Annotated in this window: 6 protein-coding genes; 2 read left to right on the forward strand and 4 right to left on the reverse strand. The window is 41.0% G+C overall.

Annotated elements, in window-relative coordinates; all coding sequences use genetic code 11:
• Positions 1-6: 6 nt before the first annotated feature.
• Positions 7-3,006 (reverse strand): SusC/RagA family TonB-linked outer membrane protein, encoded by a 3,000-nt coding sequence (locus ACH11B_RS05260; RefSeq protein ID WP_130854836.1) that lies wholly within the window; start codon positions 3,004-3,006, stop codon positions 7-9.
• 214 nt (positions 3,007-3,220) lie between these two features.
• Positions 3,221-6,670, reverse strand: coding sequence for a family 43 glycosylhydrolase (locus ACH11B_RS05265; protein WP_377612015.1), 3,450 nt, complete (start codon positions 6,668-6,670; stop codon positions 3,221-3,223).
• 562 nt (positions 6,671-7,232) lie between these two features.
• Between ACH11B_RS05265 and ACH11B_RS05270 the strand changes: the two genes are divergently transcribed.
• Together ACH11B_RS05270 and ACH11B_RS05275 are read left to right on the forward strand one after the other, a co-directional pair.
• Positions 7,233-9,095, forward strand: a complete 1,863-nt coding sequence (locus ACH11B_RS05270; RefSeq protein ID WP_130854834.1) for a DUF4859 domain-containing protein — start codon at positions 7,233-7,235, stop codon at positions 9,093-9,095.
• Between the two features lie 192 nt (positions 9,096-9,287).
• Positions 9,288-11,711 carry a TonB-dependent receptor gene (locus tag ACH11B_RS05275; protein ID WP_149105115.1) on the forward strand — a complete coding sequence of 808 codons (2,424 nt, stop codon included), beginning with the start codon at positions 9,288-9,290 and terminating at the stop codon, positions 11,709-11,711.
• A 17-nt stretch (positions 11,712-11,728) separates the two neighbouring features.
• Here the strand turns inward: ACH11B_RS05275 and ACH11B_RS05280 are convergent, their stop codons facing one another.
• Together ACH11B_RS05280 and ACH11B_RS05285 are read right to left on the reverse strand one after the other, a co-directional pair.
• Positions 11,729-13,216 (reverse strand): peptide MFS transporter, encoded by a 1,488-nt coding sequence (locus ACH11B_RS05280; RefSeq protein ID WP_130854831.1) that lies wholly within the window; start codon positions 13,214-13,216, stop codon positions 11,729-11,731.
• 128 nt (positions 13,217-13,344) lie between these two features.
• Positions 13,345-14,808 carry a RagB/SusD family nutrient uptake outer membrane protein gene (locus tag ACH11B_RS05285; protein WP_377612018.1) on the reverse strand — a complete coding sequence of 488 codons (1,464 nt, stop codon included), beginning with the start codon at positions 14,806-14,808 and terminating at the stop codon, positions 13,345-13,347.
• Between the last annotated feature and the right edge of the window lie 4 nt (positions 14,809-14,812).

Raw genomic sequence — 14,812 nt, forward strand, 5'->3', positions numbered from 1 at the left:
AATCAATTAAAAGGTAAGGGATAGAGTGAAATTATACGATCTGGAAGTTGGGGCAGAATTTCCGTACAAACCCAAAGCATCGTTCCCGGATCCATAACTATTTACCTCGGGATCAGAACCCGTAAAATGTGGGGCATATATCCACAAATTCCGTCCGGTTGCTGTTAATGAAGCCCGTTGGAAAGGTGTTTTCTTGATCCATTTTTCAGGAAAATTGTAGGTTAAGTTTACATTACGCAGTTTTACATAGGTACCATCCTGCACAGCCGCTTCATAGATCGCATTCAGTCGCTGATAGTAATCCTGAGCCGACACGGTAACCGTATTTGGTTGGCCTGTATTTATGTTCACTCCTTCCACTATGCGGTCTTCACGATTCTCGGTTGCCTTCGGTGTGCCATAAAAGAACCCATAACGATCATCCGAGTTCATAATATCCCCTCCCTTTCGCATATCGAAGAAAAAGCTCAAATTCAAATTTTTATAGGTAAAGCTGTTGTTTAAGCCTGCCAACCAATCGGGTTGAATATTCCCTATTTTTTGGGACGGTCCAATAACAGGTAAGCCGGTATCATCTATTAATTTTTGCCCAGCCTCGTTGTAACTATAGCCCGGAGCGTAGAACGTGCCATAAGGGTCACCGGTAAATGCAAAAGTCTGTCCAATCTGCACTTGATCGGCACCGCCATAAAGTTCCGTTACCCTGTTTTTTATTTTGGTGAAGTTGAAGGTGAAGTCCCAGGAAAAATCTTCACTTTTAACCGGTGTTACATTTAACAAAGCCTCAATTCCCCTGTTATACATACTCCCGGCATTGATATAGGAATTGCGATAGCCGGTAGAATTCGCTAAGGTAATATACGATAGGAGGTCTGTATGGTCTCGATCAAAATAATTAAACTCCAAGCCGATGCGATTTTTTAGAAACTGGGTTTCCAGACCGATTTCAAGCTCGGTGGTTGTTTCATTCTTCAGGTTCGTGTTACCTAAGTCGCCACTGATTAAAAATCCCGGCACACCGTTAAAGGGAAAATTAGTTGCCGTGTTGTATACTGTCGAAGTGGCGTATGCACGTACATTATCATTACCCACCTTTGAGTAAGAAGCACGCAACTTACCAAAGCTTAGCCAGGGAGTTTGTTCTTTTAAAAGTTCGGAAAACACAAAACCTCCCGACACCGATCCATAATAATAGGTTCGGTTTGCTTTATCAAACACGGAACTTTGTTCCATCCGTCCCGTAAGCGAAAGCGTTAACATTTTTTTGTAATCAACCGTGGGTTGTGCGTAAAAAGATACGCGACGGAAGCGTCTATAATTTTCCGTACTTATCTGATTTTCGGTATTACTGATATTGTCAAAATCATCAACAGTAAATCCTCCTGTTCCTTCCAATTGATAGAGCTGATCATATGTGGCGAACACATTATTGCCCAGCAACATACTTACCTCTAGATCTTCTCCTATCTGTTTACGCGCCTCGGCGATCAAATCGTGGTTGAATTGCCGATAGTTATTATTGCGGTCGCGTAAGACGCCGGTAGTTCCCACCGGTATACTAGGAGCTTCATGGTATTTGGATTGCTCGGAGTATATATCTGCCCCTAAGCGTTCTGTAATGGTTAACCAGTCTGTAGGCGTATAATTAAAAGTAGCGATTGGGATAAAACGATTTCCACGCACATCATTATATACATTTTCTAAAGACCAGTAAGGGTTATTGCGGGAGTAGCGGAAAACACGTTGTGTACCATCGTCATTGGTAGCAGGCAAAGGGTCCCAGGAAAAAGGAGCCGTATACACGGTCCATAAGGGTGCTTCTAAACCGTAACCCTCCGGGGTTCTATGCGCCGTTGTAGCGACATAATTGAACTGGAAAGTGGCTGTAAAATTATCATAGATCTTATTGCTGAATTTAGCAAAGGCCGCATGTCTTTTATAGTTCGTAGTTGGTATTGTACCTTCCTGATCCAGGTAGGAATAAGACATAAAATAATTAGATTTATCTGTTCCCCCTTGTACGCTTAATGTATTTGTATAGGTCTTGCCTGTTTGGAAAAACGCATCCATTGGATTCACATTACGTACCGGTTTACCGTCTACCATCAACGTATCCAAGCGGGGGCCCCAAACCAAGCTTGTTTTCTGATCGTTATCCACTCCATTCCAATACACTCCGCGATCGCCTTGTGCGTAAACCGATTGTACTTGTGGATAAATTGCCTTATCAAGCGAAAATTGTGTGCTAAAATTAAAACTTGGCTTCTGCTCTTTATTACCATTTTTGGTAGTAACGATAACTACACCACGTGCGGCACTTGATCCATATAGGGCCGAAGCGGCCGATCCTTTCAGCACATTAATGCTTTCAATGATGGCCGGATCGATATCTGAGAAACGACTGATACCACTTCCATTACCATTTGTAGCCGTTTGATCATTATTTATAGGAACCCCATCGACCACGATCAAGGCCTCGTTATTTCCGGTTAATGAACTCGTACCACGAATGACAATACGCGAGGAGCTTCCCGGTTGCCCGGAAGAAGAAGTAATCTGTACACCCGAAACTCTTCCTGTTAATGCATTAAGTGGGTTCGGTTCTTTTGTTTTGGCAATATCTGCCCCTGAAACCTCCTGCGTGCTATAGGTTAACTGCCTTTTCTCTCTTTTTATTCCTAAAGCTGTTACAACTACTTCATTCAAGGTTTGATTATCCTCTTCAAGTGTAATGTTTAAAACCGATTGCGCAGTAAGGGTGATCTCTTGCGTCCGATAGCCTAGCGCTGTAATTTTCAAAACAGCTCCCGGCCGGTAATCGATGGTAAAGACCCCATTTACATCGGTGGAAGTGCCTTGCGCAGTTCCGGATAATTTAATAGACACCCCTGGGATAGGGGTCTTGGATTGGTCTACTACCGCTCCTTTTAATGTCTTGGTTTGCGCCTGCACATCTAAAAAAGCCCATAAGCTTACGATGAAGGCAATTAAATAGTTGATTTTCATGATTAATTCGTGTTGGTTTTGTTGCTATTACCTATTTTTTTCTGGACTTTAACAAAACTATTACATAAACCCCTCGAATTATTATCAAAAATTAACTACAACAAACCGAATATTAACATAAAATCAAAAAAAAGCTATTTTATTAGTTATTTTACACCAACAACCAACTACCATCCACAATAAAACAGATGAAAAAGTGTATTATTAGCAACAACTAGTGAAATTCATACAAATTAAAATCAGACAGACGTCCATAACCATATTTTTCTGAATAACTAGCTTGATATGGACCTACTTGCAGCACTTTATCAAGCCATTTTGGCTTAACATACGGGCTTCCTGGAAAATCAACCCATATTTTACCATCTTTACTTCCCCGAACAAAGATTAACCTACCTTCTCGCTGAATTTGCAGATAAGGATAGAAGTCGAAACCGGTATTATTATGCTGTTGTTTTCTCCTATGGTCTAGGTCCGTTACAATATTGCCTATTCCCCAACCAAGCATCACCCCATTTTGCAATAACTGTTCATTTTCTTCATTCACATAACGAACCATCAAACCCACTTCATTTGGGCCCAATGGCTTGCGTTGCTGTAGACCGGACAAATCGTTCACTTTTAGTTGCATCAAAAAGTTACCGGATACATTTTTATATAAAAAGGGCCCTCGATTACTACTACCGTCCCAAGCTGTTTTTGCCGAAGCCAGTTCAACAACGCCTTGGCCTTGCCGCATCGTTAAGCTATCGGCCGAACCTCCTTCCATACCATCCCAATTATACTGGCCGGCAAAATCCTTTGCGAGGTCTAAGCCCTCTCGCATACTAGTAAATCGGTTTTTTTCGACATCCTTTAGCGAAATTTGTTGTGAACTCCATACAAAGCCGTAACGGTTTTTTACAAAAAACCGAAAAGCTCGCTTTTCTCTTTTACTCAAATCTTGTGCAAGATAGTGTGTAGCCGATTGCCATATTGTACTTGTACTGTCGTTATTTATATTTTGAAAACTAAATTGATAACCCCGATTCGCCAGTGAAGTGTCTACCTCCATAAAAGCCAGTTCCTCCGATACCCATTTTGGATGAATCGTATATGTTGGATTAATCTGCTCGTCCGGCTTTAGATTCAGCACGGAATCTGCCCAGCGCTTTAACTCGTTTTCATCTTTAGCCTCATTCAATAAATGAAGCGATTTTAGATAAATGCCTTTTGAGGGAATCATTTTTATGAGTTCCGCATTCAGCTCATTTCGTTTTTCCCATTTATCCGAATGGTAATAATAGAGCCCATCGCGCTGTTTCACGAGGGCAGTTAGTGTCCAAGTGTCCTTCGTCTTCCGTTTACCATCTGCGTATACCAAAACAAGGCTATAATAAGCCAAGCTATCAAGCGTCGATTTTAAATAAGGAAGCAACGCGTCCCTCCCGTTCTTTATGTATACCGCCATTTGCCCTTTGTAAGCGAGTAGTTCAGCGTCCTGATTTTGAAGCTCTATTCCTGATTTACCATAGCCTTTATTTATCCAAGTCTTCACTTTTCCAAACACTAAATCTTTCGCTTCAAACGATCCAACATACGCGCTCTTTTTAGCGCTAATCCGTAATTTTTCAATCTCTTGCGTCGTTAAAGCATAGTCGTACATTTTTAGCGAAGCAATGGCGCCACTGAAGAAGTGCTGTAAACGTCTGTCTGTTCCAATTAATATATCGGCAGATCTTTCCAGAAAAAGCATGCGGTTACCGCGATTCTCTAACTTGCCATTGACATATAATCGCTCTTCCGTACCATCAAAAACAAGCACCACGTGATGCCATTTGTTAGGACTTGGGATATCCTTGAAAGCCAAATTAGCCCACCCCCCATGTACTATTCCCCCGACGGCCGGATCGGATCCATAGCCCAATGATGCATTTGTCAAGTCCCTCCCGCCAGATGCCCATTGAATAATTGGTTCTTCTTTCGCGATGTTTGGATTATTTATCCATGCGCTGATGGTGAAACTACTGTTTCCTCCTACGGTTGGAGGGAGCGCCATTTCAGATTGCCAATAACTTTGTCCGTCAAAAACAAAAGCTTTTCTTCCCTGCACCAAATCAATCGTGTAGCTTCCGTTTTTTACCCGAAAAAGGCCGCCTAACACACCTTTGTTAGCCACCTTTTTATCTGCAGTATGTAGGGCATATTTTTCTGCCTCTAGGTCGACCAGCAGACCCAGACTTTCTTGCTTTCCAACCGGAGCTTGCGGTGTCGACAGTTTTCCTTCTTCATAAGCAATACGAGGTTCGCTAAATATCTTTACGTTCCAGATAGCCCTATTAAGTCCAGATAACTGAGTGTTTTTTATGGTGATTCGAAAATAACGGGCTTTTACATCGCCGTAATCTTTCATCGGGCTACCCCATTGCGTATTTTGGGTGCGGTCTGCAAAAACTTTCCAACGCTGCCCATCGTTAGAATATTCCATCAGGTATTGATAGTACCACGTAGCGTATTCAAACTGAGTTAAGACGCTCCGTATACATTCTTCTTTTCCTAAATCCACTTGCCACCATGCTTCATGCATATTATCGGCGGCTTTCCAGAGCGTCCCATTATTATCGTCGGCCGCATAGTCAGCTCTAAAATCATCGCTATACACAGAAGAAGCACTTATCTGTTTACCAAATGCTAAATTTATGGCTTGAATGGTATTTTTTGCCAACGCGCCGATACCTTGATGTGTAGGCACAACTTTTTTTATACTTCCCTCTTCGTCGAACTCAAGCTTATCTACGGCTATTTGTCGGTGAAAACCACCTCCACTGTGTGGATTGTTATGTCGGTGGTAAACGATGTAAAAATTATCGCCTTCCTGCAATACACTGTTATGCCCGGGACCATGTACGGTACCGTCTTCATTAGTAACTAATACCGGACTGTTTTTGCCATATACAAAAGGGCCCATGGGTCCCTCTTTGCTCGTTACATAATGGACCTTATAACTTGCATCTTCACAATGTTCAGCGCTGTACATTAAATAATAAATTCCATTTCGCTTAAACATAAAAGGTGCTTCAAAAAAGTCTTTTGCAATGGTATTTGGAATGATCCCCGTTTTCGCAAAAGATTTCATATCGGCATTCAACAACCCCATGCCACAACCACTATTCGGATAAATTCCCCAGGTACCCCAAAACATATACATTTTACCATCATCATCCCGAAAGGTTTGGCCGTCTAAAGTAATCACATTGGGTACAAGATAATTCGGGATCACTGCCTCGGTTCCCGGTAATAGCGGAGTCCATGGGCCCGTTGGCGAATTCGATGAGGCTCCATATAGTTCGCAAGGTTGGCTATAATACATATAATAATTGCCATCACTTGCTTTATTCACATCCGGCGCCCAATAAATCGGTGTATTCGGCCAATTCATCGGCTCCATATACCAGTTCACAAAATCTTTGGATTTCCATACTTGAGATGGCCCCAATCCGAAGCCGTTCCCATCCGTCGTGGCATAAATATAATAAGTATCACCCCATTTCTTTATAGTTGGATCAGCGAAATAACCCGGTATGATGGGATTTCCAGTCCTTGGCGAGTTCTGCCTTGGCGCTTGCGTAAATCCACTAAGCGAACAAAGAAGTAGAAAGAAAACAAAAATCTCTTTTTTATCCATTATATTCTAAAAATAAGGAAGAGCCATCTCTTGCCCATAGAGATGGCTTTCCACATCAATTAAACAAACATAAACCAACTATTTAGGCCTTTTTACACTGTAAAAACCAAAGTTAAGGTCTTAGCGAATGGACAACCATCCAGATATTAACAGACTATTGTCTTTTTTTAACAATAAATGTCTTTAAAACAGTTATTTTATTTTTCTACCAACGTTCGATAGAAACGAAAATAGATAGCTGGCAAATAAATGGTTACTATTGGTTAAAATACTTTTAGTTTTAACTGCCAGCAAGTCATTAATTTCGTACAACGCAAATAAATGTCAACAAAACATTTATAAACTGAGCTCATACCCAATTATAAATTAAGTTCAAACTAAGGCAAGCACTACAGAATCCGAAACAGTAGTGATTATTATTATGTAACACTAAATTAATGAGCAACGCACAACAGTTCATGACCCCTTTTTATCCTTCTTCCTTCACAAGCTACAAGGATGGAAGAATCAACATTGGCCAAAGTATTAAAATCAAAGTTTAACGTAAGTTTTATTATTATTTATGAAAAAAATCAACATTTCAGAGAAGGTGGGGCACTTTCGATTAGCTATGCTAGTTCCATTTTTCATTTGCCTTCTTATGCTCGCCACTGTTCTTTCATGTAAGAAAAATCCTTTTCATCCGGTTCCCGGAGAGGAGGTCGATAGTTTAGCAATTTATATTCCGCAAGAATTCCAACATATGGACTTCAATGATACGACGAGCACCTGGTGTTATCCTCGTAGCAGGCAATCAGAACACTTCATTGTCTTTTGGGGAGCAAAATATGGAGATAACGATCCAAATTCAACCGATATTCCCTCTAAATATCGGGTCAATATCGATGATTTGCTAACTAAAGCTGAATCTTTTTATGATTTAAATATCAATGTATTAAAATTTGCTGAGCGTGGTAAGGGTAAATCGAATCTCGACAAATATAAGATGATGATTTTCCTTTATTACCAAGACGAATGGTTAGCAACAGGTTCCGGTTACGATGACGTAATCGGCGCGCTCTGGATAAGTCCGGGCACCTCACAACCCGTTGGTTCCACCATCGCTCATGAAATAGGGCATAGTTTTCAGTATCAGGTTCATTGCGATTTAGGCGGTGGTTCGGGTTTCCGATATGGTTTTGGTGGCAATGGAGGAAACGGTTTTTGGGAACAGACCGCGCAATGGCAAGCCTATCAAAGCTATCCGTTGGAAGCGTTCTCTTCACACAATTTCACCGTTTACACGCAAAACTATCATCGGCATATTCATCATGAATGGCAACGTTATGCAAGTTATTTCATCCATTACTATTGGGCAAATAAGCATGGCATTGACATCATTGGGAGAATCTGGCGTGAAGCACAACAGCCGGAAGACCCGATACAAGCTTATATGCGGATAACCGGTATTTCCAATGCGCAATTAAACGATGAATTATATGACGCAGCAGCAAAATTTGCCACATGGGACTTAGATGCTTTGCGGGAAAACGGAAAAAATTACATTGGAGCTCATAGCTTCAATTTTAATGAACTTGCCGATGGCAGTTTTCAAGTTGCTTATGACCATTGCCCAGGCACATCCGGTTATAATATCATACCACTGAAGGTACCCGCTGCCGGAACACAAATATCAACGGCGTTCATGGGTCTACCTAATGCGACAGGGTATAATACGGTGGACGCTTCGCGCGCAGGTTGGCGGTACGGTTACGTAGCTTTATTAGCTAATGGAGCCCGCGTATATGGGAACATGGAGCAGGGTATTAATAAGACAGTGAATTTTACCATTCCCGAAAACTGTGCAAAGCTATGGTTTGTTGTAACAGGAGCACCTAGTACCTATGCAGTACATCCTTGGGATGAAGACGAAAACAATGATGAACAGTGGCCGTATAAAGTTAAGTTTACAAACACTACACTCATCAATCATATCGATCTAGAAGAGGATGCCACACCAAAGGACACTACATTTACCTATAATGTAAGCTTTCCGAGAGATACTGTGAATTACTCGGGTAAGACCGTCTCGATAGACGTAACTCCTCTTGCCCAAGCTTTTGTACTACAACCTGGCAAGATCACACAATTAATGGGAAGTAGCGTTAAATTCTATGCAGTGGAGAGCAATGGAAATTTAAATGCGACGACGACCGCCAATGGCTATGGACACTGGTTCGATGCAAACGGCAATGTTATTAATTGGGGAAATGACGCAAAAGTTTTCTCGGAGTTTAATGCCACAAATTTTACTTTTTCAATAGGACAATATCCCGGTCATTCGACTCCAGGCAACCAATATACGGTGAAACAGGCCTTAGTTTACGAATATGAGCCAGGAAAAACGGCGCAAGCTACATTTGTATTCAAAATTAACATCGAATAAACTGTAAAGAGGAGTGTTCTCGGACACTCCTCTTTATGCTAATAACTCACCGCTAAGCCAATACTAAAAGATTTTCCTCTTCCTATGGAGTGTAAACTTCATCGAATAGAACATGTTTATTTAGAATAATTTAAAATAGATTGTTTAGACTTATTTTAAATAATATATTTGCTCCCAAAAATCTAAATACCCATGCTACAAAGGTTTACTTTCTTTATTTTTATTTTTTTATGGACTTACGGCTCGGCCCTCGCCCAAGTCACCAGTATAAACGGTACCATCCGTACTTCGGACGGAAAACCTGCCGAATTGGTGAGTATCACCGTAAATGGTACTAACCTCGGAGCGGTAACGGACAAATTCGGCAGTTATTCTATAAAGGGCGTTACTCCTGGGTCCTATGTGCTTAAAGTAACTTCTGTAGGACTAGAAAAACAGGAAAAAACGATCGAGGTAAAACCAGGCAGTCCCTTAACAATAAATTTTTCGTTGGCGGAAAACGCCGCTACCTTGCAAGAAGTGCTTGTGTCCACTAAAAATCTAAATAAAAAGGACAATTACGTTGCACGAATGCCGCTTAAGAAATTGGAGAACCCGCAAGTATATAGCATCGTATCATCAGAGACGATGAAAGAACAAGGGCTTACCAACTTTGACGATGCTTTACGCAATGTACCGGGCATTACGCGTACTTGGGAATCAACAGGGCGGGCGGGTGATGGAGCCTCTTACTTTGCATTAAGGGGATTTGACTCTCAACCCATTATGTACAATGGTTTACCAGGCTTAACGAGTGGAAACCTCGACCCCATCAATATCGAAGAAATACAAGTGATCAAAGGACCTTCAGCCACCTTATTCGGCGGCAGCTTCTACAGTTATGGAGGGATGATCAATACGATCACCAAGAAACCATATTATGAATTCGGTGGTGAGATCACTTATCAAATGGGAAGTTACGGACTAAACAGGGTAACAGCAGATATTAATACCCCTTTAAGTAAAACAGAAAAAATAGCGCTGCGCATCAATACAGCCTATCACGATGAAAACAGCTTCCAAGATGCGGGTTTCAAGAAGTCCTTTTTCATAGCTCCATCGTTGGTTTATGAGGTAAACGATCGACTGTCTTTCCATTTGATGGCAGAAATTCTTGAAGAAGAGCGTGCCGTTCCACCTGTATTTTTTCATTCAGACCGTACCGGACCGCTACCATTTAAATCGCTCGAAGAACTTAACTTGAATAATGATCTATCATTTACCAATAATGACATGACCATTAAAAATCCACGATTTAATCTACAGGGTCAAATGCTCTACAAAATATCAGAACAATGGACTTCGCAAACGGCTATTTCAAGAGGGACTGTGAAGTCTGATGGTTATTACACCTATATCTGGGACGACGGAATCAGCGATTCGTATTTTGACCAATTTTTTCATAAAGAAAGACAAACAACCAGTGTAACCAATATTCAGCAAAACTTTAACGGCGACTTCAACATTGTTGGACTTCGGAATCGCTTATTGGTAGGATTAAACTACTTTAGCCGAAATGTTATTGATAATGGCTCAGGCACAGCGGCCGTAAGAAAAGTTACCCCACAACAAGCAGAAGTGGAATATATCAAACCGGGTACCACTGACACGATTGCACCTGTTTACCTCTCGCGCGCTTTCGTTGACCAGATTCTAGCAGGCACGGGGGGTGCCAACAGTAATGTGAGTAACAGTTCGTATAGTGCGTATGTCTCCGATGTATTGAACATTACACCCGCACTATCGGCAATGGCAAGCTTACGGGTTGATCATTTCGTTTCAAAAGGGGAAAAAAGCGACCTGGAAGATGATTTTAACCAGACAGCATTATCTCCAAAGTTTGGCCTAGTTTATCAACCTATTTTGGATAAGGTGTCCCTTTTTGCCAATTATATGAACGCTTTTATCAATGTAGCCCCTCGTTCAGTTGCTGATCCCGATGGAAGTAATCCGCGCATAAAATCGTTTAAACCTGAGCAGGCTAATCAATTCGAGTATGGTATAAAAACCGATTTGTTCAATGAACGTTTAAATACCACCGTATCGGTATATAATATTAAGGTGTCAGATAGGGTATCGCCGGATCCCGCTAATGTAAACAACTCATTACAGGGAGGTAAAGTTCAGAGTAAGGGCTTTGAGGTTGAAGTGAATGCCAACCCCATGCAGGGGCTCAATCTAATTGCTGGATATAGTTACAATAAAACCGAGGTTATAGCAGGTGATGAAGCGGATTTTTATAGTGAACCCGGCCGCGCGATTGGAGGTCAAGGTCCACAAAACCTTGCGAATTTATGGGCAAGTTATCGGTTCACAAGCGGGAAATTACAGCATTTCGGTGTTGGCGTCGGAGGTAATTATGCTGGTAAATATCGGGTAATTGATAGTAGTATAACGGGCGAATTTGATTTACCAAGTTATGTATTACTCAATGCAGGGCTGTTTTATAACCAAACACATTATCGCATATCCTTTAACCTAAATAACATCACCAATAAGGAATATTATATAGGTTATTGGTCGGTTAACCCACAGAGGCTCCGCAACTTCGCTGCCAGCTTTAGTTATAAGTTTTAGATCGATTACATGACTGATTAACCTCCGGATTTAGCGCGCATCATACGCTTCATGATGGGGTTAATCAGTATCAAGCCAATACCTATCCATACGGCATATAAGGCTAATTGCTTATAACCTTCCGTATAGGCCAATAACTTATCATATAAAGAGGCCTTTTCATCGGTAATGGACATATCCGCGCCCAATAAACCGGCAACATATTGCCCGTAAGCGCTCCCTAGGAACCAAAGTCCCATCATCATACCCGTCAGCTTTTGGGGAGACAATCTAGTGATGACAGACATTCCGATTGGACCTATGCATAGCTCACTCAAAGTGATAAAAAACCAAGCAAGTGTAAAAATATTCAAAGAAGTTTTACCCTGTTCATTTGCATAAAACCGAGTTGCGAAAAACAAATAGAATCCGATAGCCAGTAAAAAGAATCCGATGCCAAACTTAATTAAGGTATTGGGCTCGATCTTCTTCTTCGCCATCCAAATCCATAACATTCCCAAGGGCGAGCTACAAAGTACAATAAAGAGCGCTCCCGATGAATTATTGATCATGTTGGGATCGATTTGGAAGAAAAGGAGCTCATGTTTTAAATTATTAGCCGCGAACAAACTCAAAGAACCACCCATTTGCTCAAAGAATGCGATATAGAAAATATAAGCGATAATGAAGATCAGTGCCGCTAACAGAGGGTACCGAAACCGCTTATCCGACAGTTTGAACCATTCATAAAAGAAATATATTAGCGCTATCGGACCGATTGTATACATAAAAAGGTCGGTATACTGCGTGTTTTGAATCATGATCAAGATGCAGGGGATCGCCAGTAAGGCTAGAAAATAAACGAGTATTTCATTGCGTCTACGTTTTCCTTTTGGTTGATGTAACAGCGGCGATAAACCAATGGGGCCCAATTGTTTTTTTGAGAAATGAAAAGTAATGAGTCCGATCAACATTACCCCACCTGCCGCAGCAAAGGCGGAACTCCAATTCACGTATTTTCCAAGATAAACGCACAGGATACCGCCCAAAAACGATCCAATATTAATACCCGCGTAAAACATACTAAAACCAGCGTCTCTCCGTGTGTCGGTGGGTTTGTATAGCTGACCAACCATCGAAGAAATATTGGGTTTAAAAAAGCCTGTACCAATAATAGATAAGGAAATTCCAATATAAAAGAAATGATTTGGTGAAATAGCAATTAAAGTACTACCTGCAATCATTACCAAAGCGCCAAAAATCAGGGATTTATTAAAACCTAAGACTTTATCCGCTACGATGCCCCCCATAAAAGTGAAGGCGTACACAAAAGCCTGGATAGCACCATATTTGAGGTTCGCTTCCCGATCATTTAAAGCCAATTGATCCACCATAAACAGGGCCAATATCCCTCGCATACCATAAAAGCAAAAGCGTTCCCACATTTCTACGGTAAAGAGATACCAGAGTTGTTTTGGATATTTTCCTTCAAAATTTTGGATTTCCTCTAAAGTTGTTGGAGGCATAACATGTATTTGGATTTGACGATAAAATTAGGACGAATGTAAATAATTATCCCGTTAACAAATAAAAATCTATCAGTTGTTTTTATGTTACAACTGATAGATATACGCTCAAAATATACTTTTTCAAACTACGGAACAAACACCGGGACTTGGCTTGGGTTTGGATTCTGCTCCAATGATCTGTTGTTAATCACTTCTTTTTCAGGTATCATGAGAATCAGTTTATTGGAGTTTTTTGGAACGCTGACATTTTGATAATGCCCTTGTGCACTTGTCCGTTCCACCGATAATTGCAAGCGCAGAATATCGAACCATTCAAGACCTTCCCCCCACATTTCCTTTCGCCGTTCCAGTAAAATGGCATCGATTAACGCTTCTTGACTCGAGGTGCTCGTTACCGCTGCGCCTCGTTCTTGCTGTAGGGTATTTAACACTTGTAAAGCAGTTTGTAAATCATTTTGTCTTGCTGCTGCTTCTGCTTCTACCAAATACATTTCTGCTGCCCGAAAATCGTAAAGGTGGCCATATGGAGGCTCGTCCCGCAATTCCCGGAATTTCGTGGCAGCATATTTCCCGGGGTACAACGGATTTTCAATAAAAAGGGCTCGTGGATCATCTTTCATTATTACCTCAACAAAATAATTGGATGGTAAAATTTGTTCGGCCTGCCAAGGCGCATTATTTTGTCCAAAATCAAACCAACAGGCAGGCGAATCATACCACCAGTAATCTTGCGAACCTTGTTCATAACCCAAAACCCACTCTTTATTAGGTGAAGAAAAGCCTGCTTTATATTCACCCGTCGTCATCAATTCATAGTTTGTACGGATTCTATTGGCATATTTTTGTGCATTAACCCAGTCTTCGATGGTAAGATACACTTCTGCCAAAAGAAAATTGACAACGTCAACATTGTAATAATTAATACTAGGGCGATTAAAGTCTATTAATAAAGTTTCAGCGTTAGTTAGATCAGCAATGATTTGATTGTAGACTTCTTCTACGGTTGCTCTCGCTTTTGGATCTAAATCGGAAGTTAATTGTAGAGGGACACCTGGCTTATCCTTAGCAATGATGTATGTGTGTTGATACATACGAACCAAATTAAAATAACAACGGGCTCGTAAAGCCAAGGCCTGTCCCTTAATTGCGTTCTTCTCTGACTGCCCTCCTATTGCTTGGTCCACATTCTCTAAGATAATATTGGTATTATTGATAACCCTATACATGGTAGTCCACATCGTAGATGTGACACCGCTAGTCGCATCGTAACGTTGGTTACTATAAGTATAGAAGTACCAATTATTACCTACCTGCTCTTGATTGACCATCATATCCAAACCTGAAACGGTTGATAACAATTTAATTCCTAAAGGACTAGATGTCGCTGGATTATCACTGCTTCCATTGTTTCCATCTCGCATCATGCGATAAGTACCTTGTAACAGTAAATTCAAACCGGTAACATCTTGCAGAACCGTTGTATTGGTCAAATCAGAAGTTGGCTCTTCTGTCAAGAATTTCTCGCAACCAGTGCTTAGCAATAGCATCGTTGTCAATAGACCTATTAAAGTTTTATTTATAAATTTCATTTTG

The sequence above is a fragment of the Olivibacter sp. EAT-5 genome (genome assembly GCF_044784325.1).
GTDB lineage: Bacteria > Bacteroidota > Bacteroidia > Sphingobacteriales > Sphingobacteriaceae > Olivibacter > Olivibacter oleidegradans.